The 22663-nt window shown below is 36.1% G+C and carries 20 protein-coding genes and 1 pseudogene; 9 read left to right on the forward strand and 12 right to left on the reverse strand.

Annotation, left to right across the window (positions count from 1 at the left end):
• Positions 1-7: 7 nt before the first annotated feature.
• From clpB to Bandiella_RS01475, 7 genes and pseudogenes are all read right to left on the reverse strand, one after another.
• A complete protein-coding gene (gene clpB / locus Bandiella_RS01445; protein ID WP_323733095.1) occupies positions 8-2587 on the reverse strand; it encodes an ATP-dependent chaperone ClpB in 2580 nt (859 codons plus the stop codon).
• 235 nt (positions 2588-2822) lie between these two features.
• Positions 2823-3971, reverse strand: coding sequence for a 1-deoxy-D-xylulose-5-phosphate reductoisomerase (gene dxr, locus Bandiella_RS01450; RefSeq protein WP_323733096.1), 1149 nt, complete (start codon positions 3969-3971; stop codon positions 2823-2825).
• Positions 3971-4816 carry a phosphatidate cytidylyltransferase gene (locus tag Bandiella_RS01455; protein ID WP_323733097.1) on the reverse strand — a complete coding sequence of 282 codons (846 nt, stop codon included), beginning with the start codon at positions 4814-4816 and terminating at the stop codon, positions 3971-3973. The genes dxr and Bandiella_RS01455 overlap by 1 nt, the downstream gene beginning before the upstream one ends.
• The gene (gene uppS, locus Bandiella_RS01460) at positions 4813-5496 is read right to left on the reverse strand and encodes a polyprenyl diphosphate synthase (RefSeq protein ID WP_323733098.1); all 684 of its coding nucleotides are present in this window, start codon (positions 5494-5496) and stop codon (positions 4813-4815) included. Before uppS ends, Bandiella_RS01455 begins: the two co-directional genes overlap by 4 nt.
• Before the next feature lie 257 nt (positions 5497-5753).
• Positions 5754-7652: pseudogene (locus Bandiella_RS01465) on the reverse strand (ATP-dependent helicase); the annotation flags it as partial.
• The gene (locus Bandiella_RS01470) at positions 7652-8875 is read right to left on the reverse strand and encodes a DNA recombination protein RmuC (protein ID WP_323733099.1); all 1224 of its coding nucleotides are present in this window, start codon (positions 8873-8875) and stop codon (positions 7652-7654) included. The pseudogene Bandiella_RS01465 and the gene Bandiella_RS01470, both read right to left, overlap by 1 nt.
• A gap of 23 nt (positions 8876-8898) precedes the next feature.
• Positions 8899-10086: a D-alanyl-D-alanine carboxypeptidase family protein gene (locus Bandiella_RS01475; protein ID WP_323733100.1), complete on the reverse strand. Its 1188-nt coding sequence runs from the start codon at positions 10084-10086 to the stop codon at positions 8899-8901.
• Positions 10087-10102: 16 nt separating this feature from the next.
• Between Bandiella_RS01475 and Bandiella_RS01480 the strand changes: the two genes are divergently transcribed.
• The 9 genes from Bandiella_RS01480 to Bandiella_RS01520 all read left to right on the forward strand — a co-directional run bounded on the left by Bandiella_RS01480 (position 10103) and on the right by Bandiella_RS01520 (position 18074).
• Positions 10103-10579: a hypothetical protein gene (locus Bandiella_RS01480; RefSeq protein WP_323733101.1), complete on the forward strand. Its 477-nt coding sequence runs from the start codon at positions 10103-10105 to the stop codon at positions 10577-10579.
• 10 nt (positions 10580-10589) lie between these two features.
• On the forward strand, positions 10590-11573 hold the full coding sequence (gene cgtA, locus Bandiella_RS01485) for an Obg family GTPase CgtA (RefSeq protein WP_323733102.1): 984 nt from the start codon (positions 10590-10592) through the stop codon (positions 11571-11573).
• Between the two features lie 227 nt (positions 11574-11800).
• A complete protein-coding gene (locus tag Bandiella_RS01490) occupies positions 11801-12514 on the forward strand; it encodes a substrate-binding periplasmic protein (RefSeq protein WP_323733103.1) in 714 nt (237 codons plus the stop codon).
• Entirely contained in the window at positions 12515-13624 is a 1110-nt protein-coding gene (gene ychF, locus Bandiella_RS01495) for a redox-regulated ATPase YchF (protein WP_323733104.1), read from the forward strand.
• Positions 13625-13627: 3 nt separating this feature from the next.
• Positions 13628-14965, forward strand: coding sequence for a phosphoglucosamine mutase (gene glmM / locus Bandiella_RS01500; protein ID WP_323733105.1), 1338 nt, complete (start codon positions 13628-13630; stop codon positions 14963-14965).
• Positions 14966-14984: 19 nt separating this feature from the next.
• Positions 14985-16478, forward strand: coding sequence for a murein biosynthesis integral membrane protein MurJ (gene murJ, locus Bandiella_RS01505; RefSeq protein WP_323733106.1), 1494 nt, complete (start codon positions 14985-14987; stop codon positions 16476-16478).
• Between the two features lie 194 nt (positions 16479-16672).
• On the forward strand, positions 16673-17086 hold the full coding sequence (locus tag Bandiella_RS01510) for an IS1/IS1595 family N-terminal zinc-binding domain-containing protein (RefSeq protein ID WP_323733107.1): 414 nt from the start codon (positions 16673-16675) through the stop codon (positions 17084-17086).
• A 48-nt stretch (positions 17087-17134) separates the two neighbouring features.
• Positions 17135-17839: an IS6 family transposase gene (locus Bandiella_RS01515; protein WP_323732571.1), complete on the forward strand. Its 705-nt coding sequence runs from the start codon at positions 17135-17137 to the stop codon at positions 17837-17839.
• Positions 17840-17885: 46 nt separating this feature from the next.
• Complete coding sequence (locus Bandiella_RS01520; protein ID WP_323733108.1) at positions 17886-18074, forward strand: hypothetical protein; 189 nt, start codon at positions 17886-17888, stop codon at positions 18072-18074.
• Here Bandiella_RS01520 and Bandiella_RS01525 read toward each other — a convergent pair.
• The 5 genes from Bandiella_RS01525 to guaB form a co-directional block, all read right to left on the reverse strand.
• Entirely contained in the window at positions 18071-18880 is an 810-nt protein-coding gene (locus Bandiella_RS01525) for an AAA family ATPase (RefSeq protein WP_323733109.1), read from the reverse strand. The genes Bandiella_RS01520 and Bandiella_RS01525 overlap by 4 nt on opposite strands.
• A 140-nt stretch (positions 18881-19020) precedes the next feature.
• On the reverse strand, positions 19021-19641 hold the full coding sequence (locus tag Bandiella_RS01530; protein ID WP_323733110.1) for a ribonuclease D: 621 nt from the start codon (positions 19639-19641) through the stop codon (positions 19021-19023).
• Between the two features lie 5 nt (positions 19642-19646).
• Positions 19647-19772, reverse strand: a complete 126-nt coding sequence (gene ykgO, locus Bandiella_RS01535; protein ID WP_323733111.1) for a type B 50S ribosomal protein L36 — start codon at positions 19770-19772, stop codon at positions 19647-19649.
• A gap of 105 nt (positions 19773-19877) precedes the next feature.
• Complete coding sequence (gene guaA / locus Bandiella_RS01540) at positions 19878-21434, reverse strand: glutamine-hydrolyzing GMP synthase (protein WP_323733373.1); 1557 nt, start codon at positions 21432-21434, stop codon at positions 19878-19880.
• A gap of 1 nt (position 21435) precedes the next feature.
• Complete coding sequence (guaB, locus tag Bandiella_RS01545) at positions 21436-22554, reverse strand: IMP dehydrogenase (RefSeq protein ID WP_323733112.1); 1119 nt, start codon at positions 22552-22554, stop codon at positions 21436-21438.
• Between the last annotated feature and the right edge of the window lie 109 nt (positions 22555-22663).

Genomic DNA, 22663 nt, shown 5'->3' on the forward strand with positions numbered 1-22663 from the left:
AGAATGGCTATGATGCTTTAGACCTTATTATTTCTCCCTGTTCAAAGTCAAGGATTACCTTGCTCTTTGGGTTAATCTCACCAGCAATTATCTGCTCTGCCATATAGTTTTGTATACTATTTTGGATAACTCTTTTCAGTGGCCTTGCTCCATAAATTTCGTCGTATCCCTCTTCTGCCAACCAAGTTTTCAGCTTTGGAGTTAATTCTAAGGTGATATCTTTTTCAGCAAGCAGCTCTTGCAATCTTTTTACCTGGATATCAACAATCGCTGCCATATTTTCTTTCTTCAACTTATTAAACAGAATTATCTCATCCAAACGGTTGATGAATTCATGTTTAAATGCTCTCCTCACATGCACCATGATCTCATCCTTAATTTCATTTACATCTTTTGTCGGAGGTAATGAGGATATAAGCTCTGATCCTAAATTCGACGTCAGAATAATGACTGTGTTTTTAAAGTCTACTGTCCTGCCTTGTCCATCTGTTAACCTTCCTTCATCCAATACTTGCAGCAATATATTAAATACATCAGGATGCGCTTTTTCCACCTCGTCAAACAATATCACCTGGTAAGGCCTCCTTCTGACGGTTTCGGTTAACTTCCCCCCCTCTTCATAACCAACGTAACCTGGTGGTGAGCCTATCAGCCTTGATACGGAATGCTTTTCCATGTATTCAGACATGTCTATTCTGAGGATGGCTTTGCTATCGTTGAATAAAAACATTGTCAATGCCTTGGTAAGCTCGGTTTTTCCAACCCCGGTTGGGCCTAAGAATAAGAATGAGCCTATAGGCTTGTCTTTGTCAGAGATGCCAGCCCTGGACCTTCTCACTGCTTGGCTGACTATGTGAAGTGCATGGTCTTGCCCCACCACATAGCTTTTTAAAAAGTCTTCCATTTTCAGTAGCTTATCTTTCTCGGAGGACAACATCTTGTCAACAGGAACCCCCGTCCATTTTGATACTATGGCTGCTATATCGTTTTCAGAGACTGTTCCTTTCAGAATATTACCATCTTTCTCCTGTTCAATCTTCTTGATGCTACCCTCAAGTTCTGGAATAACGCCATATCTCAATTCCCCAGCTTTGTTAAAGTCTCCTTCTCTTTGGGCGAATTCCAAATTAATTTTGGCCATGTCGAGTTTTTCCTTCAATGATTGTAAACTGGACATCTTTAACTTTTCTGATTGCCATTTACTTGTTAAATCAAGATACTCAGATTCTAATTTCTTCAGCTCTTCTTCTATGGATTCTAATTGGTCTTTTGACCCAGAGTTATCTTCCTTTTCTAGTGCACTTTTCTCTATTTTTAGCTGTATAATTTTTCTGTCCAATTCATCGATATGCTCCGGTCTGCTATCAATTTGCATTTTTAGACGGCTTGCAGCCTCGTCAATTAGATCGATTGCCTTGTCTGGTAAAAACCTATCTGTAATGTATCGATTAGATAAATTTGCAGCAGCAATAATGGCATTATCTGTGATCTTGACGCCATGGTGCAGTTCGTATTTTTCCTTAAGTCCTCGCAAAATGGAAACACAATCTTCAACACTTGGTTCCGGGATAAATATTGGCTGAAATCTTCTTGCAAGTGCCGCATCTTTTTCAATATATTTTTTATATTCAGCAAGTGTGGTTGCACCTATACAATGCAGTTCTCCTCTGGCCAAAGCTGGCTTCAGTAAATTTGAAGCGTCCATGGCCCCTTCACTTGCCCCTGCACCAACAAGTGTATGTAATTCGTCGATAAACAATATCACTTCACCTGCTGACGCGGTCACCTCATTTAAAACGGCCTTTAATCGCTCTTCAAATTCACCCCTAAACTTTGCCCCTGCAATCAATGCACCCAGATCTAATGACAGTACCTTCAAGTTTTTAAGGCTTTCAGGAATGTCGTTATTGCAAATCCTCTGTGCTAAGCCTTCTATGATTGCAGTTTTACCAACACCAGGTTCACCGATTAAAACTGGGTTATTCTTTGTTCTTCTGGACAACACCTGTATAGCTCGCCTTATCTCCTCATCCCTACCTATCACTGGGTCTAATTTTCCCTTAGATGCAAGTTCTGTAATATCTTTAGTGTACTTTCTTAAAGATTCAAGAGTGCTTTCTGCATTGGCTGAATTTGCTGTTCTACCCTTTCTGATTTCATCTACTATTGTTGCAATTTTGGATGGAGTTATGCCGGCATCGGCTAATATGCGATATATCTCAGTGCCCTTGGTCTCCACCATCGCTTGCAGTATACTCTCTGTACTTACAAATCCATCTCCTCTCTTTTTTGCTATTTGTTCTGCAAGAAGCAACATTTTAGCATTCTCACCAGAGAGGTACAATTGCCCGGAAGTGGTACCAGTAATGCTTGGCACTTTATCTAAATAAGCAGATATTTTTTCAACTATATCATCGGGATTTGTATTGCAAAGGTTTATAATTCTACGGCAAATTTCTTCCTCATCATTCAGCATTACATAGGCTATATGTTCGGGCTTAAACTGCTGGTGATTTTTGGAGATTGCCAAAGCCTGAGCTTGTTGTATAGCTGATTTAGACCTGTCCGTAAATTTTTCAAAATTCATATACGCCACCTTAATTAATTGTCGTTAATATGCTCAGAATGTTTTGAGATGTGGTTTTTAAAAGCATCAAAAGCTTCTAAATACGTTTTAGCCCCTCTTGCCTCATTTTAAATTCGTTTTTTCATAAGTACGCCGAGCATATTGTAATAAATATAATAAAGTTTGGCTGATTTCAACCCAACCTGGGTTGAGTAAGCTTAGCTTAGCTTAGCACTAATAATGTAAACGATCCTGTTCAAAGGCTGATTTTTGAACAATAAAGAGCGTATGTTTCAGAGTAGTTGATTACGTCTTCCACAGATGAAATCTGAGTTTGTTCTATTTTTTGTAATGCGTTTTCGATGATTTTGTTAATATCTAAAAATCCTATTTTTCGTTCTAAATATGCTTTTACCGCGACTTCATTTGCTATATTCAAAACAATAAGAGCACAGTTTCCCATTGCATATGCTTGTTTGGTTAAATAAAACAACGGGAAGCGCTTCGCGTCAATTTCCTTGAAAGTAAATGAGCCAATTTTAGCTAAATCCAATCGATGGTGGCTAAATTCAGTTCTTTTTGGATAATCAAGTGCTGTTGATATTGGTGTTCTCATGTCATGATAACCCATTTGTGCAAGAATAGAGCCATCACTATAATGCACCATCCCGTGAATCAAAGACTCTGGATGTATTATGGCCTCTACTTTCTCTATGTCCAGGTCAAACAATTTGCAGGCCTCAATTACTTCCAGGCCTTTATTCATCATGTTTGCGCAATCTACGGATATCTTGCTGCCCATTTTCCAATTTGGATGCTTTATTGCTTCCTCTGGTGTGACATTTTTCATCTCATCCAAACTTTTATTTAAAAATGGTCCTCCTGAGGCTGTTAAAACCAATTTTTCAATATGTTTTCTATTGTTGTTTTCAAAAACTTGAAATATGGCATTGTGCTCAGAATCAAGTGGAATTAGATGTGTTCCTTTTTTTCTTGCTTCTTCTATGATGAAATCACCAGCACATATGATGCTTTCTTTGTTTGCAAGCCCAACTATCTTAGAGTTCTTTAGTGTACTCATAATTGGCATAAGTGCTGCAATGCCTGATATTCCAACTATTGCAACATCATATTCCATACTGGCTAGGCTATTTAAGTCCGTCTCACCGCCATACACGTTTATGTCATAAGAGCTTAAGAGCATCTTTAATGCGGCATATTTGTCTTCATTACAAATGACCACATTTTTCACCTGAAACTCAATTGCCTGTTGTGCAAGCTTACGTACATTATCGTTTGCGGTGATGGTTAAAACATCGTATTTATCCCTGTGTTGGGAAATCAAGTTCAGGGCGCTACAACCAATGCTTCCCGTTGAACCTAAGATACAAACTTTCTTTTTCATTACTTCAATCCAATTATGACAAGAAAATATAAAACTATTCCTGCAAAAAAGAAACTATCCATTCTGTCGAGCACTCCGCCATGCCCCGGCAATAAATTTCCACTATCCTTAACATCAAACTTTCTTTTGAACCAGGATTCCAATAAATCACCAGCTTGCCCTACTAAGCCAATAGCAACTACAGTTATCCCTGCAAGTATAGAGCCAAAAATGAGCTCCAAATTATCTTGATGCGTCGTTCCATAGACATACTCTTTAAGTATGGAATAGGAGAACAACACAACTAAAAAAGCCAAAAGAAAGGTAAAAAAACACCCTCCCATAAGACCAGACCAGGTTTTGTTTGGACTAATTTTAGGACATAGTTTCGGACCCTTAAAAAAACTACCAACAAAATATGCAGCTGTATCAAAAGTCCAAATAGCTAAAAATAATATAGATAATCTTATATCAAATAACTCACTGAAACTTAAAGCAAACAAAAAACCGGTCGATATTAATAGATATACGCATGCAAAGGAAAAATATAAAATTTTTGTTGGAATTTTTTGTGTGCTGCTAAATACTATATTTATCACTTCAGATATAGACAATAATAATACCAGAAGTAAAAATGCTCTAAAAGTTGCAGCATCAAATATTACATTACAGATTGCCAACACTAAGAAAATAGAGGTGATGGTTCTTTTGCCTAAGTCTTTCTTAAATAATTTGGCTATTAATATGCAAATAACAAATGATAACGTAATAAAAATCATTGTAAGACTATGGAGTGCTATTGATGTAAACAGCCATATCAAAAGAGCTAGTACTTGAATAGACCTGCTAATAATTTTTGTGATCATTTTCCGTACTTCCTCTCTCTTTTATTGAAATCTTCTATGGCATTAAGCAAATCCTGCTTGGCAAAATCTGGCCAGAACTTATCAATGAAAAAAAGTTCTGTATAAGCCATCTGCCATAATAAAAAGTTGCTGAGTCTATGCTCTCCCCCAGTTCTGATTAATAAGTCCGGGTCTGGTATGTTGTGTGGATTAATGATCGAAGCGAATAACTCATCTGGGTTTTTTATATTTTCATCATAAAACTTACTAAACTGCACTGCTGTATTCACCACTTCATCTCTTGATCCGTAACTAATTGCTATAATAAGTTTAAAGTTATTTCTGGATGATTTTTCTTCAACATTAAGCATAGAATCCCTTATGTCTGCTTCCAATTTGTTGCGTTGGCCGATGAAAATCACTCTAATATCGTTTTTAATCAGGTTGTCTATGTCGTTAGTTAAGTAACTTCTGAACATATTCATAAGATTATCAACTTCAGTTTTTGGTCTTTGCCAATTTTCCAGCGAAAAAGCGTATAAAGTTAGATACTGCACCCCTATGGCCTTAACATATTCTATTATAGTTTGTGCAGTTTCAATTCCATGCTGATATCCCATAAGTTTTGGGACATTATTGTGTTTAGCCCATCTTCCATTTCCATCCATAATTATTGCGATGTGCCTTGGAATATTTTTCATATTGTTCATCTTTATACTATCTTTAAAAATTCTACCATAATCTTTTTAACGCCAGTTTTTTCAAAAAAAACTTGTCTTACGTTTCCATCTGCAGATAAAACCACTCCTTTGCCAAAGGTTACATGTTCAACTTTTTCCCCCACGCCAAATTTGGCATGCTCAATTGAGCGTGCTTTATTTATTTTTATTACAGGGTGATTATTATTTTGCTTATATGTATTGTTGAAGTAGTTATTAATAAGTTGATATGCGTTTTTTGGCAATTCGTTAATAAATCTGGAGATTTCTGAAGCTTGAAAATCACCATATACCCTTCTGTAACAGGCATATGAAATTGTTAAATTGCGTTTTGCCCTTGTAATTGCAACATACGCTAATCTCCTTTCTTCTTCCAACCCGTTTTCTCTGTCTTCTTCGATTGATTTTGAACTTGGAAAAACTCCTTCCTCCCATCCTGGTAAAAATACAGTATCAAATTCCAGTCCTTTTGCGGCGTGCATGGTCATGATGTTAACCCTATTGTCTTCTGCCACATTATCAGCATCATTTACAAGAGTTATATACTGTAAAAAATCATTCAGACTCTCGTATTCTTCCAGGCTTCTAACCAGTTCTTTTATGTTGCCAAATCTATCCTTTGCATCCTCTTTATCCTCTTTTCTATACATTTCTAAATAACTGGTTTTTTCCATTAGCTCTTCAACTACTTTACGATGTTCAGTGTGTTTTAGCTGATGATTACTTGTTTCTATGTGATTTATGAAATCAGCCAAACTATCCATCGCCTTACTTTTGGATTTTTTCTGTTGGACAAGCATTTTGGTTGCGGCAAAATATGAAATGCCATTTTCCTTTGAAAGTTGGATTATATTTTGTAATGTACTTGGTCCCACCCCCCTTTTTGGTACGTTAATGATTCTTTCAAATGCTAAATTATCATCGTGGTTTATAAGGAGGCGAATGTATGCCACGCCGTCTTTTACCTCTGTTCTGTCATAAAATTTTGTGCTACCTATGATTCTATAAGGTATCCCTAAAAAATTCAGACTTTCTTCGAAATTTCTTGTTTGATATCCAGCTCTTACAAGTACTGCTATGTCAGATAAAGAACACTTCTTCATTCTTTCTAGCATGTCAATTTCATCTGCTATCGCTCTTGCTTCTTCTTTGTCGTCATAATAATTAACCACCTTAACCATATCTCCATCTGTTCTTTCAGTCCACAGCTCTTTAAAATGCCGCATTGTATTATTGGCAATTAATTTACTGGCTATATTCAATATATGTTGGGTTGATCTGTAGTTTCTTTCTAATCTTATTACTTTAGCGTCTTTATAATCTTTATCAAAACGCAATATATTACTAATCTCAGCTCCTCGCCAAGCATATATAGATTGGTCGTCATCCCCAACGCAACATATATTGTTATTGTTTTGGGATAATATTCTAAGCCACATATACTGAGCTATGTTGGTATCTTGGTATTCGTCTACCAACATATACTTGAATTTGTTTTGATAAAGTAGGCAGATATCCAAATGTGTGTTAAAAAGGGTTATATTATTCAAAAGTAGGTCGCCAAAATCCATTGCATTGAAATTTTTTAGCCTATCTTGATATTCATGGTATAGTTGTTTGATTTTATTATTTGCAAAGTGTCCTATATCATTGGATGCAACATTCTCTGGTAAGATTGCTCTATCTTTAAATCGATTGATATAGTAAAGTAAAAGTTTTGCTGGAACATCTTTTTCGTCAAATCCAAAGTCTTTAACTATTTGTTTTATGAGCCTTATCTGATCATCCTGGTTTATGATGGTATAATCACTTTTATAGCCAAGAAGCTCTGCGTGTTTTCTAAGAATTTTTGCAGCAATTGAATGGAATGTACCTATATTCATTGAACCCATTACGTCACCTAAATACTTTTCAACCCGTTGTCTCATCTCACTTGCAGCTTTATTTGTAAAAGTTACAGCAAGAATTTGGGATGGAAAGGCGTGCGCATTATCAACAATATTGATAATCCTTGAGGTAAGAACCCTTGTTTTTCCTGTCCCTGCACCTGCTAAAATAAGGAGTGGTCCCTCAACATGAGTGACGGCTTCTAATTGGCTTTCGTTAAGTCCTGATAAGTATTCTTTTGTGTCATCCATTATGAAAGTGGTAATTTTTCAACATTTTGTAACTTATTTTTTATAATATTTCCTTTATATTCAGCGTCCTCTATTGCCTTGCTGGCCTGGTCTAATTTCATCTTTGTTTGACTCAGTATAGTCACAAAATTGGAAAACTCATACCTCACTGCATCCAATAACTTCCAAACTTCGCTAGACCTTTTTTTGATCGCTAAAGTTTTAAATCCCATTTGTATGCTGCTTAACAAAGCGGTCAATGTAGTTGGGCTTGTAACAATCACTCTATAATCACGCTGTAATTTTTCTAAGAGCCCTGGTATCCTCACAATCTCCGCGTATAATCCCTCAACTGGCAAAAACATAACAGCAAAATCTGTGGTATAAGATGGTTTGATATACTTATCGCTTATAGTTTTTGCCTCTTTTTTAACTATTGTTTCAAGTATCCTGGCTTGTTTTTCTATTTGGATTTTATCCCCATTTTCGTAAAATTCAATAAGCTTATGATATTCAGTAATTGGGAATTTTGCATCAATTGGAAGGAAGGTGGTGGTGTTTTCCATATCTCTGTTTGGAAGCTTCAAAGCATATTCAACTCTTTCGTTGCTTTTGGGATCCATCTGTGCATTTTCAACGTATTGCTCGCTTGTCAATACTTGGCTTAATATACTGCCCAATTGTACTTCGCCCCAAACACCCCTAGTCTTCACGTTTGACAGTACTTTTTTCAAATCTCCAACACCAGTTGCAAGGTTTTGCATCTCACCCAATCCTTTATAGACCATTTCAAGTTGACTGCTTACCAGCTTGAAGGATTCGCTTAACCTTTTTTCCAAAGTTGATTGGAGTTTTTCTTCAACCGTTAGTCTGATTTCTTCAAGTTTTTTCTGGCTATCATTTTGCATCTGGTTCACTTTTTCTTCCATAGTTTTGCGCATATTTTCAATTTTATGCTCATTGAGTTCTGAGATTTGCAACAGCTGAGTTTGCATAAACTCCAACTGTTTTTGTTGGTTTATATGGTTGGAGGATATTTGTGTTGTGATGCTGTTGTGTAAAAACTGAACTTGTTTATCAAAAAAATCGTTTAAATAACCAATGGATGAATTTTGCTCCTGTATTGCTTGTTTTATTGTTTCTATCGCGTTCTTATTATTTTTATTTCTAAAGTTTAGTAGAAGCACTAACCCAAAAACAAACACCGTAAAGGCTAGTAATATTATAATATAGTCATCTGTCATACTTCAATCCGTACCTTGGGACATCAACTTACTTTTTTGCTGAAGAAATATTTGATACTTTGGAAGATGCTCTTGATCGGGCCAGATTTTTTCACATCTTCATCTGCAACCAAATCCACCTCTTTGATTAGAATCTTGTCCTTTGCACTTAGTATTTTCAATTTACCAACAACTTCGCCTTTTAATAACGGTGCTTCGATTGGTTCATGAAATTCGGTGATAAAGACCATATCTTTGATTCTGTCATATTCAGCTGGCACAGTGACGATGACCTCATCTTTCACGTTTAAAAACACCTCACTTTTAACACCATATATCACTTTAGCTTTGATCACTTGCTTATTACCAGTGAACAGGTGAAGATTTTTAAAATTTATAAACCCATAGTTAAGGATTTTTTCTGCTTCTTCCATGCGCTCTTTTTCCGTTTTCAATCCATTTATTACTGCTATCAACCTTCTTGCGTCACGTTTTGCGCTGATCACTATTCCATAACCACCAATATCAGTTTTCCCTGTTTTTATTCCATCCACACCACCGATTCCAATAAGTGAATTTCTGTTGTTTTGTTTAATGTTGTTAAAGGAATATTGTTTGTTGGAGTGGTAGTGGTAATATTCTGGGAACTGCTTTATAAGTTCTGATGAAAGCACAGCCAGGTCTCTTGCAGAGGTAAGGTGCCCTTCATCAGGCCATCCATTGCTGTTTTTGAATACTGTGTTGTTCAAGCCTAATTTTTTTGCTTCTGAATTCATTTTTTCTACAAAAGCAGCCTCACTACCATATAAACCTTCTGCCAAAGCGATGCATGCATCGTTGCCAGATAACACAATAACCCCATTTAACAATTCTTCTATAGTAACTTGCTGATTTGGGGCTATGAACATTTTAGAACCATCTTTCTTTGAAGCATTCGCGCTAACGATAAATTGATCTGTCAATTTTAGTCCTCCGTTTTTTAGTTTGTCGAAAACTATGTATGTTGTCATAATCTTGGTCATTGAGGAGGGTACCATTTTTGTATTGCCCTCTTTGTCAAACAACACAGCACCACTATCATAATCCATTAGATAGGCATAATTTGCTTTAGTTTCAAAATGTGTGGGAAAAATGTTATCTTGAGCTAAGCTGAAAATTGCTGTATAAATTATGAGAAAGAATGCCGAACTAAATTTAAACATATAATTAATGAAATTAAGGTACACAGTCATTTTTATCCTTTTCCTTATGTTTACTCAAAATATTGTAAGGTCGCAAGGCATAAAAAAAGAGCAAAGAAATATAGGTAACTGGATAGCATATATTGAACAAAAAAGTAACAAAAAAATTTGCTACGCATACTCCAATCCTGTTAAGACACGTTTGTACCAGGGTGAAAGAGAGAAGCCTTACATAAATATCAATTACTTGGGCAACCATGAGTTCACAATCATGATTTATTGCGGATATAAAATTGCATCGGATTACCCTGTTATTATAACTATAGATAACAAAAAAAACCAACTGAACGCTGGATACAATAATGGATACTCAATTACGTATGATAGTACGCAGGATGCATATATCACAGATCTGTTGATCAGGACTCTTGATAACTATTTTATCGTTAAAAGCCATGAAGACAAAGACAACATTGCCATTGACTATTATAGTTTATCAGGGTTTAAAGAAGTCTTAAAATATCTTGAGAATAATTGTTCCTAAGTAAAAATATATGCATTTTATAGATGAAGTAAAAATTTACCTAAAAGCTGGTGATGGTGGAAACGGTACTGCAAGTTTTAGAAGAGAAAAATTCATAGAAATGGGCGGGCCAGATGGTGGTAATGGCGGAAGAGGTGGCTCTGTAATTATTAGGGCGACGCCTAATTTAAATACACTGATTGATTTTAGATATAAACAACATTTTAAGGCGCAACAAGGTCAGAAGGGGAGTGGACAGAATAAAACCGGGAGGTCTGGAGAAGATTTAATTATAGAAGTTCCAGTTGGGACGCAAATTTTATCTGAAGATAAGAAATATGTACTATATGATATGGATAATGCTGAGCAAGAGGAATCCATAATAAATGGTGGAAGAGGTGGGGTTGGAAATAGCAGTTTTAAATCATCAAGGAACCAAGCTCCAAGGAAGTTTACCGAAGGTGAGCCTGGTGCGGAAATGTGGGTATGGTTAAATTTAAAGTTGCTTTCTAATGTTGGTTTATTAGGCTTGCCTAATGCTGGTAAATCCACATTTTTATCAAGGGTCAGTTCGGCTAAGCCAAAGATTGCAAATTACCCATTCACAACGCTAGTCCCTCAGTTAGGGGTTGTCTACTTTGAGCAAAAAGAGTTTACAATAGCTGATCTTCCAGGTTTAATTGAGAACGCAAGTAAAGGAGAGGGGCTTGGTATTAGATTTTTAAAACACATGGAACGCTGCCAGCTACTACTGCATGTTTTGGACATAACCAGTGAAGACGTCATCAAAGACTATGAGATTATCAGAAATGAATTAAGGAACTTTGGTAATCTGACGGAGAAAAAAGAAATGGTTATGTTCTCTAAGGTTGACTTGCTTCACAATGAAGAAGTATTGATGAAAGTACGAGATTTTGAAAAATATGTGAAAAAAGAAGTTATGTTTTATTCCGGCATGACGCAGCAAGGATTGGACGCAGTAGTAAAAAATATTTTTTCTCAATTGAATATATAACATCCTATATTCTTGATAACTTGCTGAACTTGTTTCATAGCGCCTAAATAGTTTTTAGAAGCATGCTAAACCAAATATTGATATTGCATTTACAAAATTTTTACGTTACAGTGCGCGTGTTTGGTAATTGTAATCGTTAGAAAAATGAATGACAAAACAAAAAGTATAATTATAGCCTCAATTCTTCCTATTATTTTTTTATTGGAGGGTTTTTTCTTTTTAAAAAGGTGCTTAAAAATGAGGCCAGGCCCGTTATAACAGTAGGTATAAGCCCTGATTATCCACCTTTTGCATTTGTTAAAGGCTCAAGAACAATGGGTTTGGACATAGAATTAATCAGGACTATTCTAAACAACATGGATTACAATACAAAAATTGAAGAAATGGAGTTCTCAGCTTTGATCCCAGCTTTGAATTCAAATAAAGTGGATGTGATACTCTCTGGGTTGTCTGAAACACCAGAAAGAGCTGAGCATGTAAAATTCTCCAATCCATACTATACATCTTCTTCATTCAGCGTGATTGTGAGCAAAAAATCCACAATCAGTGAAATAAATGAGCTTCCTCAAAACGCTAAGATAGGGGTTCAAACCGGAAGTGTGATGGAGCAATTTATCAATAAATTTGATGAGGCAAATAAATCTTCTTTTGAGATTATGTCAGACAGCTCTAATGCTATTCTAATCGAAAAAGTAAAAAGCGGTGAGATAGACGGGATGATAGTAGAGGATGTATCAGCTCCTGGTTTTACAAAGGATATAGACGAGTTGAAATATTTTGACATTAAAAATGGTGTTGCAGGTCTTAGTGAGCGGAAATATAGCATAGGATTCAGAAAAGATTCACAACTTGTTGACGGTGTTAATGAGGAATTAGAGAATCTGAAGAATTCGGGAGACTTTAAAAAACTGCTAAAGGGTTGGAAACTAAAGTACGAGTAAATGGAATCTAGATTTGGTATAGTTGGTTTGCCAAATGTGGGGAAATCAACATTGTTTAATGCACTAACTAACAGTCACAAGGCAAATGCGGCTAACTATCCGTTTTGCACAATTGAGCCTAACGTTGGGATAGTGGCTGTGCCGGATTTTAGGTTGGATAAATTAGCTGAAGTTGCTGGTTCCAAAAAGATAATTCCAGCTCAGATAGAATTTGTTGATATTGCAGGGTTAGTAAAAGGTGCAAGTAAGGGTGAAGGCTTGGGAAATAAGTTTCTATCTCACATTCGTGAAGTGGATGCGATTGTGTACATGTTAAGATGCTTTGAAGACGATGATATAACCCATGTGGAGGGAAATGTTGATCCAATAAGGGATAGTGAAATAATAGAGACGGAGTTGATATTATCTGACATTGAAAGCCTAACCAAACAGCTAAAGAATGTTGAAAAAAAAGTAAAGCAAGATAAGTTGTATGCACAGCAGGTGGAGTTGATTGGGGATATTCTTAAAGTTCTTAACTCTGGGAGTCCTGCAAGGTTGCTAGTAAACGATAGCAATTCACAGGAAATAAAAAAGTTGAATTTGTTAACTTCCAAACCTTTTTTCTATATATGCAACGTAGAAGAAGAAAACGTTGTAAACGGAAACAAGTTTACCGAACTTGTTAAGAATAAAGCAGCGCAACAAAATTCTGTCAGTATTAACATATCCGCAAAAATAGAAGAAGAAATTGCAAATCTGGACGATGAGATTGACAGGCGCGAATTTCTAAAAGAGATTGGTCTTGAAGAAAGTGGTTTAAACAGAGCCATAAAAGTTGGGTATAAAATTCTCAATTTAAATACGTACTTTACCATTGGTCCAAAAGAGGCTCATGCTTGGACGTATAAAACTGGCACAACTGCGCAAAAAGCTGCTGGAATAATACATACCGACTTTGAAAAGGGGTTTATCTGTGCAGAAACTATTTCTTACGATGACTATGTAAAGTTTAATGGAGAGCAGGGTGCTAAAGAGGTGGGAAAATTGAGGCAAGAGGGCAGGGAATATATTGTGCAAGATGGTGACATTATGCTATTTCGTTTTAACGTTTCCAATAATCAAAAATAAAAGATGCAAAGCTCAATTTTTGGAACTGACGGAATTAGAGGGTTGGTTAATAGTTATCCAATCACTGCAGAAATTGCACTAAAAATTGGAACAGCAATTGGCGTGTATGTAAGTGACACTCAGTTTAGAAAAAGGGTGGTTATTGCTAAAGACACAAGGTTGTCTGGATACATGATAGAACCAGCCTTAACATCGGGACTAATATCAAGTGGTATTGATGTTATTTTAGTTGGGCCAATGCCAACCCCTTCAGTACCAATGTTGATAAAGTCATTGAGAGCTGATTTTGGCATAATGATTACGGCATCTCATAACCCGTACCATGACAATGGGGTAAAGCTATTTGATAAAGAGGGATGTAAGCTAGATAAACCAACCAGAGAAAAGCTAGAAAAACTGATTTTCAGTCCAGAGTTAGCAAACGGGCTGGCAGAACCACAAGAGTTGGGTAGAGCCAAAAGACTGGAAGATGCCCCCGGTAGGTATATTGAACATGTAAAAACATCATTCCCAAAGGAGCTAACGCTGTTGGGACTGAAGGTTGTTATTGACTGTGCCAATGGTAGTGCATATAAATTGGCGCCTACTATATTATGGGAGCTTGGTGCAGAAGTTACAGTATTGGGGTGTGAGCCAAATGGTTTTAATATAAATCATGACTGTGGTTCTATGCATCCTCGGGCTCTTGCCCAAAAAGTTAGGGAGATGGAAGCTGATGTAGGCATTGCATTAGATGGTGATGCTGACAGAGTTGTGATATGTGATGAAAATGGAAAAGTGATTAAAGGTGATCACATCATTGGAATGATTGCAAAACATCTAAAAGATGAAAACAAATTAAAAGGCGACGCTATAGTTGTTACACATATCTCTAATACTGCGTTGGAAGATTATTTAAAAAGTATAGGTATAAAAACGATTTACTCGAACGTTGGAGATATCAATGTACATCAAAAAATCAGGGAAAACGACCTCAACTTTGGTGGAGAGGAATCAGGACATATTATTTTTGCTGACTATTCTAACACGGGTGATGGCATTGTTTCAACGCTACAAATACTAGCCATTTTAGTTGAAAGCCAGAAAAAATTAAGTGAGTTTGCAGATATATTTACCCTTAACCCACAAATGACGCATAACCTCGCATTTCAAAATAAGGACCCATTACAAGATCCTAAGACTATAGCTAAAATAAGGGGTATCCAAGATGATAATGCGGATTTGAAAATTATTGTTAGAAAATCTGGTACTGAAAATTTAATTAGGATATTAGTTGAGGGTAAAGAAAAAGATCGGATCGCTAAAACGCTTGATGAACTGATCAGAGCGATTCAATTGTAAGAATAATATAGTAACATAGGTGGATAGGCTATTTAAATCTACATTCATAGTAAGTTCTTGCACATTGATCTCAAGGATTTTTGGCTACCTAAGAGATATGGTAATTGCCGATAAGTTGGGGGCAGGGGGGTTGAATGATGCTTTTGTCGCTGCATTTAGGCTTGCTAATGTATTTCGTAATATCTTTGCAGAAGGGGCACTGAACGTGGTATTTGTTCCTGAATTTTCCCAAATATTAAAAACAAGTGGTAAGAAACAGGCATTTATCTTTGCCGCAAAGGTACATTCTTTGTTATTGGTGGTTTTAGCAATCTTTTGCCTTTTGGCCATAATAATGATGCCAGAGATCATATGGTATACAACGCCGGGATTTAGAGAAGACACATACATATATAATTTGGCGGTGTTGTTTGGGAGGATAACATTTCCATATCTATTTTGCATTTCCCTAGCAGCATTTTATGGTGGGATTCTTAACACTTTTAATAAATTCTTTCCATTTGCCATAGCCCCAGCTTTATTAAATATAATATCGGTTATTGGGTTGTGTTTTTTTGATCAATGTGAAACTAGTGCTCATACTTTATCTATGGCAACGTTAATTGGTGGGGTTTTTGAGCTTGCATGGATGATATACTTTTTATTTAAGCACGGTTGCAAATTAAGTATTGTGAAGTTTAAATTAGATTCCAAAATTACAAGGGTGTTAAAAAACATGCTCCCAATCGTCGTTGCGTCTGGAGTGACTCATATAAACGCTTGTATAAGCATGATTGTGCTATCCTACTTTCCAGGTGGTTTATCATATATGTATTATGCTGATAGAATAGTACAGTTGCCGCTTGCGTTGATTGGAACAGCAATTGGTACCGTATTACTGCCGATGCTTGCAAAGACTTTAGTGAGTAAACAAAAAAACACCTCTTTGGAAATACAAAATGGTGCGATTAGTTTAGTGATGTTTCTGGCAATTCCAGCTACTGCCGCATTGTTATTTCTGGGGCATGATATTATCGAAGTACTGTTTGAAAGAGGAAATTTTCCTCATAGCGCAACGATACAAACAGCAAAAACGTTAATGCTCTTAAGTATTGGGCTGCCTGCTTTTGTTCTAATAAAGTTATTCCAAACACAATTTTATTCTAAATTAAATACAAAACTCCCTGTAGTTATCGCCATAATTTCTATCTGTATAAACCTTATTATTAGTTTATTGACGATGAATAGTTTGCAATATCTTGGGGTTGCAGTCGCAAACTCTGTTTCTGGGTGGGTAAACTTTATCTTACTTTTGGTATTTGCAAAGAAAAACTTGGGATTTAATTTTTATCCTAACACCCTAATGAAGGGAGGCAAATATGTAGTAGCTTCAGTGGTTATGGTTTTGGTGATGTGGGGTATTGCAAGCGCTTTACCTATGCCTAACAAATATCTATTCTTGGGATTAGAAATCACAGTTGGATTGCTTACATATCTAATTTCTTGTTATTTATGGAGCAATGTGCTCCGCTAATTTCTAAAAAAATTCAGAGTGTTAGCCAAAGATAGATATAAGGGAGTGTTGCCATAAGATAGATGAGATGCTAAAATGAATATAGCGAGCAACAAAGAAAATAGAAATATGAATACAGGGGAGTGTTTTAAAAGGGATAGGAAAGAAGAAAAGAATGTGATATAAGGAGAGGGAAGGAAAAAAGAAAGGGAAAAATGGAGAAAATAGAATGTAAATATTGCAAAGGGAAAGAGGTATCAAAAAATGGATATGCAAGGAAAAAGCAGAGATACAAATGTAAGAGTTGTAATAAAAACTTTACAGAAGGAGATGGTAGGAAGAATTGGAAATATGGTAATAAAGAGAGGAGCATGGTGATAAAGATGTATCTAAATAACTGCGGAATTAGGAGGATAGCTCACATATTAAATATCCCGTTAAGTACAGTATTTTATTGGATCAAACAAGCAGGGAAAGTAGTAGATGAGATGGTGACGAATCAAAAGATAGAGGGAGATAAGAGGCGTATAGAGATATTAGAGATGGATGAGCTATATACATACGTCAAAAAAAAGAGAATAAAACAAGAATATGGACTGCTGTCGATAGGGTTCTGTCGCATCTGTTGAAACACATAAGAATTTTTGATATTCTGAAAGAAATAGTTGCTGGTAATAATGTTTAAAGTAGACCCAAAATTAATGAAGTATTTTAAGAACCATGAATATGGCGCAGAAATCATTATGGTATCGCTGTATATGAAAGGAAGATATTCTTTAAGTTACAGAGAGATAGAAGAGATAGGCGGGTTGAGAGGACTCAACATAGATCACGCCACTCTACAAAGATGGGTAGTAAAGTTTATGCCAATACTTGAAGGAAGATTCAGAAAAAGAAAAAAGCCAGTCAACGGCAGCTGGAGAATGGACGAGACATATATCAAGGTTAAAGGTAAATGGGTCTATTTGTATAGAGCAGTTGATAAATACGGGGATACCATAGATTTTATGCTAAGAGCAAAAAGAGATAAAAGGGCAGCTAAAGCGTTTTTCAGGAAAGCAATTAAATCTAGTGGCCAGCCTATAAAGGTTAATATAGATAAAAGTGGCTCTAATACTTCTGCTTTGAATTCGATCAATAAGCCATTATCTAAAGAAGACCAAATAGAAATTAGGCATAACAAATATCTAAACAATAGGATAGAAGGCGATCACAGATTTGTAAAGAAACGAACTAGACCGATGCTTGGTTTCAAATCCTTTAGAAGTGCCGCCAGGACTATTGCAGGAATAGAGCTCTTGCACATGATTAAAAAAGGACAACTTGCTGACAATGACAATTATAATTCTGACTTTGATAAATTTCTTTCACTAACTGCTTAATGGAAAAATATACAAATAATTTGAAAGTTTTTGCATCATATTACAGATGCGACAGAGCCCAATTGAGTCCAATAACTCAAACACAAGGCACAGAATTGCAAGAATGACCAGAAAAACAAAGGTAGTTTCAAAATCTGAAGAAGTTGTCGATCTTACGATTAAGCTCTGGGTACATTTTGAGGATAACAATAATTTCCTAAGTGAGCAGGGCAATTTTATATCTATCTTTGGCTAACACTCTGTCTTTTTTATGGTGGATTTTATTTTGCGAGCTTTTGCTTCTTTTTCTGTTAATTGAGTATTTAATATCTCTAAAATTTCCTCCATGGAACGAATATACTCCATGTCATCTTCTAAATATCCTAATATTGTCTTGATGTTTTCGCCTAAATTAGCATCAAAAGAGCTTTCTTTTATTTGTTTTTGTAGTTTTAAAACAACATCCTGATATTCAGCGTTTTTCTTTGAACTTGATTTTTGTAGCTCCTCGCACCTTGCTAAATTGTTTTGCAGTTTCCAATCATCGGAAATTAATTCCTCCAAAGCACCCTCAATATTATCGTCTTTTATTACAGATTTTAATAGGATCAGTATACTAGACATCAATTTAATGTCTTTTTGTAATCTTGCAATTTCAGCTTGGAGATATACCCTCCTATTTAATGCTATGTCATTACCAATTACCTCAGAGTACTTCTCTACATCTAAGAGTGTTTCTTGCATTTTTTTCTTTTCTTTATCAAGCTCATACAATTGTTTGATTAAGGTATCTGCATAGTTTTTATAAAGCTTTTTTTGTTCACGATTGAAACCAAAGCTTTTGCAATAATCGCGATAAATATCAGAATTTTTATATTCTTCCTTTGATGGTGTAAAAGTTGTTTTAAAAAAATGTTGTATATAAGTAATAGCGTTACTATTGCTTGTTTCATTTTTTTTAGACTTCTGTTTTTTAGCATCAGAGTCATTATTGCTTATTTCTTCATCCGTATCATTGCTTTCGTCTTGAGGATCGTTTGGATTGTGGTTGTCTCTTTTCATTTAAGCCTCTATATCTTTTTACAGCTAAAATGATTATAAGTGCAATTTTAAATTGAGTGCAATAGTTAATTGAAAACAAATGGTAATTTTCTTAAATTAGCTAGCTTTAAAAATTGGGTAGTACCTTTATGAAAAGCAGTTTAGTGATGAGCAAAGATATCTGAATCCATCCAGCCTAGATTATCAAGTTTTGCTTTAGTTGGCAAAAATCTGAAACATGCTTCTGCTACTTCCTTCCTTCCTTCTCTTTGCAACAAGGTGGTTAGTTTATCTCTTAGTCGGTGCAGATACTTAACGTCCTGAGCTGCATAGGCTAACTGATTTGGGTTTAAATTTGCCGCGCCCCAATCCGAAGATTGTTGCTGTTTGGAAATCTTAACCCCAAGCAGTTCCTGGCATAAATCTAACAGACTGTGGTAATTGTTGTAAGTTCTGCATAGTTTGGATGAAATTTTTGTACAAAAAATACTATCAATGTCTATTTTCAGGTAGTGTTGTATTATTGCCACATCAAACCTGGCAAAATGAAATATTTTCTGCCTACTGTTGTCAGACAACAGTTTTTTTAGATTAGGGGCATCAAAATTCTGATTTTTAAAATGAACTAAGTGTATGGCACCTAATTCATCAGCTATTTGAATAAGACATAACCTATCTCTATGGTTATTCAATCCCATAGCTTCAGTATCAATCGCCAAACTTCCAGTAAGTACTATATCGCCTGGCAAGTCCCCTATATGATATTGATATTCATATTGCATGAATATTAACCTTGCTTCGCTTTAAACTTTGGATTTTTTCTGTTAATAACGTATAACACTCCCTTTCTTTTTATCAATTTGCAATTCAAATCCCTTTTTTTCGCAGATTTTAAAGATGATAGTACTTTCATTGTATCGAAATAATAATTATTATCAGAAACTTATAATATGTTTATTAACAATTAACAAGCTTTTTATGGAGGTTTTTCAATTTTTAAAAGAGCTATGGGGCTATGTTACTCCATCTCAATTGTTGCTGGGGGTTTAGACGTGACGTCATAAAGTACCCTGTTAATTCCATGAACTTCATTCACTATTTTTTTTGCAACTGCTCCCAACAGTTCATGCGGCAAATCCACATAATCTGCGGTCATTCCATCAATAGAGGTAATCGCTCTTAACACACATATATACTGATAAGTCCTAGCATCGCCCATCACGCCAACAGTTTTAACTGGAAGCAATGCGGCATATGCCTGCCATATTTTATGGTACAGCCCTCTATTTTTAAGCATGCTAATAAAAATATGGTCAGCTTGTCGCAATATTTCACATTTTTCTTGAGTTACCTCACCTAAAACCCTGATGCCAAGTCCTGGCCCGGGGAATGGGTGCCTGTTTAATATGGCATCCGGTATATCGAGCTTTTTACCTAAAATTCGTACTTCATCTTTAAATAGCAACCTCAAAGGTTCAATAAGCTTTAACTCACCCATATTTTCAGGCAGTCCACCAACGTTGTGATGAGACTTGATTGTAACCTTTTTACCAGTTGAAGTGGCAGCTGATTCTATCACATCGGGATATATCGTTCCCTGTGCCAAGTATCTGATATTTCCTAAGTTTTTAATAGTGTCTTGGAATGTTTCGATAAAAACCCTTCCAATAACTTTACGTTTTTCTTCAGGATCCTCCACACCTTTTAATTCTGATGAGAACTTTGTGCTTGCATCTACTGTGATAAGTTGGAGGTCAAGGTCATTCTTTAAACTATTTTGTACTTCCTCCACTTCATTGTGTCTTAAAAGACCGTTGTCTATAAACACACAGTATAGTTGTTTTCCAATTGCTTTGCTAAGGAGTGCTGCTACAACCGTGGAGTCGACCCCTCCAGATAATCCAAGTACCACTTTTTCCTCACCAACCTTATTTCGCATCTCAACAATCTGTTCATCAATAAAACATCCCATTTCCCAATCTTTTTTACATCCGACAATTTTGCTTAAAAAATTGTCCAACAATCTCATTCCGTCTGGTGTATGTGAGACTTCAGGGTGAAACTGTATGCCATAAATTTCTTTGGTTTTGTGCTCAATAGCTGCGTATTGTGCCTTATCAGTTCTTGCCACAACCTCAAAGTCCTTTGGTAATGTGCTTATGCAATCCCCATGGCTCATTAACACTTGGTGATTTTCTCCTTGTCTCCAAAAGTCTTTAAAAAGCCTAGATTCTGAGAGGATTTCTAATTGTGCAGGGCCGTAACTTCTGGATGTGGAGCTTGATACAATCCCACCAAAATCTTTGCACAACGCCTGCTGCCCATAACAAATCCCTAAAATTGGTACATTCAAATCGTAAATTATCCGAGGTATTTGTGGAGCACCTTCATCGGTAACTGATTCGCTACCGCCCGACAGAATGATTGCTTTTGGATTGAATTTCTTTATTTCCTCATCTGATATTGAATATGGTTTTATTTCACTGTATATGTTTAGCTCCCTGATCCGTCTTGTGATCAATTGTGTGAATTGAGAACCAAAATCCAATATAAGTATTTTATCGTGACTATTCATTTTATTTTTTATAATTAATTGCAGCTTCAAATCTGTCCAGGCTGTGCACATGGCTTTCATTTATTCCCGCATGTGTGATTTTGACAAAAGTACATTTTTTCTTCATTTCTTCTATGTCTTTACTGTCTGTATAACCCATCGCTGAAGTAAGTCCCCCTTTTAGTTGTGTTATAACGTCGCTTAGAGACCCCTTGTACTCCACATAACCTTCAACGCCTTGTGGTACTAAATTTGTCTCACCCTTTTGAAAATACCTATCAGCAGAGCCAGACTTCATTGCTGCAAGAGACCCCATCCCTCTATATTTTTTGTATTTTTTATGATCAATCACAATCACTTGCCCAGGAGTTGGGTCTGTCCCTGCAAGCATTGAGCCAAGCATCACACAATCCGCTCCAGCGGCAATTGCCTTTGCAACATCTCCTGAGTACCTAATGCCACCATCTGCTATCAAATATACGTCTTTTGTCTGGCACACCTCAGCCACTTCCATAATTGCGGAAAGCTGTGGAACACCCACCCCTGCAACAATCCTTGTAGTGCATATGGAACCTGGTCCTACACCAACTTTAAGAGCATCTGCGCCAGCATAAAGCAAAGCAAGAGCTGCATCTTTTGTTGCTATATTGCCAGCTATAATCTCGATGGTTTTTGAGATTTTTTTTATTTCTTGTATGGTGTCTAATACATTTTGTGAATGCCCATGCGAAGTATCGATTGCAATTAGATCAACATTAGCCGCTATCAAAGATTTGGCTCTAGTAACTGCCTCTTCACCTGCTCCAACGGCGGCAATCACACGTAAACGTCCAGCATTATCAAGGCACGCTGATGTATTATTTATGCTGTCGACTCTGCAAGCTTTCACCTTTGCCACCTCCTGACATTGTGCATCGATGCTCATATTTTTATGAATCGTACCTATGCCACCGATAAGTGCCATCTGAGTTGCCATTTCATGCTCTGTAACAGTATCCATGGCTGCGGAAACAAATGGTAAGTTAAGGGTTACTTTTTTCGTTAACTTTGTGGAAACGTTAGCATCTTTTGGTATAATGTTAGAATAATTTGGAGCTATCAGCACATCATCAAAGGAATAGCCTTCTTTAAATTTTTTCATACAGTAAAAATACTTGCATTTTATTGTTAATAATATAGATATCACTATCTATATAGTAGTCTGAACAATTATGACAAGCAATTTCTTAAATGGAGTAACAATACTTACT

Origin of the sequence: Candidatus Bandiella woodruffii, from assembly GCF_034359465.1 — a bacterium.
Classification (GTDB): domain Bacteria; phylum Pseudomonadota; class Alphaproteobacteria; order Rickettsiales; family Midichloriaceae; genus NDG2.

What these genes read in the sequence shown, in the direction of transcription:
- cgtA (WP_323733102.1), top strand. Translation starts at nt 10,590, where the DNA reads ATGCATTTTATAGATGAAGTAAAAATTTACCTAAAAGCTGGTGATGGT.
- ykgO (WP_323733111.1), bottom strand. Translation starts at nt 19,772, where the DNA reads ATGAAAGTACTATCATCTTTAAAATCTGCGAAAAAAAGGGATTTGAAT.
- clpB (WP_323733095.1), bottom strand. Translation starts at nt 2,587, where the DNA reads ATGAATTTTGAAAAATTTACGGACAGGTCTAAATCAGCTATACAACAA.
- Bandiella_RS01520 (WP_323733108.1), top strand. Translation starts at nt 17,886, where the DNA reads ATGCGACAGAGCCCAATTGAGTCCAATAACTCAAACACAAGGCACAGA.
- Bandiella_RS01530 (WP_323733110.1), bottom strand. Translation starts at nt 19,641, where the DNA reads ATGCAATATGAATATCAATATCATATAGGGGACTTGCCAGGCGATATA.
- Bandiella_RS01470 (WP_323733099.1), bottom strand. Translation starts at nt 8,875, where the DNA reads ATGACAGATGACTATATTATAATATTACTAGCCTTTACGGTGTTTGTT.
- glmM (WP_323733105.1), top strand. Translation starts at nt 13,628, where the DNA reads ATGCAAAGCTCAATTTTTGGAACTGACGGAATTAGAGGGTTGGTTAAT.
- guaB (WP_323733112.1), bottom strand. Translation starts at nt 22,554, where the DNA reads ATGAAAAAATTTAAAGAAGGCTATTCCTTTGATGATGTGCTGATAGCT.
- Bandiella_RS01515 (WP_323732571.1), top strand. Translation starts at nt 17,135, where the DNA reads ATGTTTAAAGTAGACCCAAAATTAATGAAGTATTTTAAGAACCATGAA.
- ychF (WP_323733104.1), top strand. Translation starts at nt 12,515, where the DNA reads ATGGAATCTAGATTTGGTATAGTTGGTTTGCCAAATGTGGGGAAATCA.
- uppS (WP_323733098.1), bottom strand. Translation starts at nt 5,496, where the DNA reads ATGAAAAATATTCCAAGGCACATCGCAATAATTATGGATGGAAATGGA.
- Bandiella_RS01525 (WP_323733109.1), bottom strand. Translation starts at nt 18,880, where the DNA reads ATGAAAAGAGACAACCACAATCCAAACGATCCTCAAGACGAAAGCAAT.
- Bandiella_RS01510 (WP_323733107.1), top strand. Translation starts at nt 16,673, where the DNA reads ATGGAGAAAATAGAATGTAAATATTGCAAAGGGAAAGAGGTATCAAAA.
- guaA (WP_323733373.1), bottom strand. Translation starts at nt 21,434, where the DNA reads ATGAATAGTCACGATAAAATACTTATATTGGATTTTGGTTCTCAATTC.
- dxr (WP_323733096.1), bottom strand. Translation starts at nt 3,971, where the DNA reads ATGAAAAAGAAAGTTTGTATCTTAGGTTCAACGGGAAGCATTGGTTGT.
- Bandiella_RS01480 (WP_323733101.1), top strand. Translation starts at nt 10,103, where the DNA reads ATGTTTACTCAAAATATTGTAAGGTCGCAAGGCATAAAAAAAGAGCAA.
- Bandiella_RS01475 (WP_323733100.1), bottom strand. Translation starts at nt 10,086, where the DNA reads ATGACTGTGTACCTTAATTTCATTAATTATATGTTTAAATTTAGTTCG.
- Bandiella_RS01455 (WP_323733097.1), bottom strand. Translation starts at nt 4,816, where the DNA reads ATGATCACAAAAATTATTAGCAGGTCTATTCAAGTACTAGCTCTTTTG.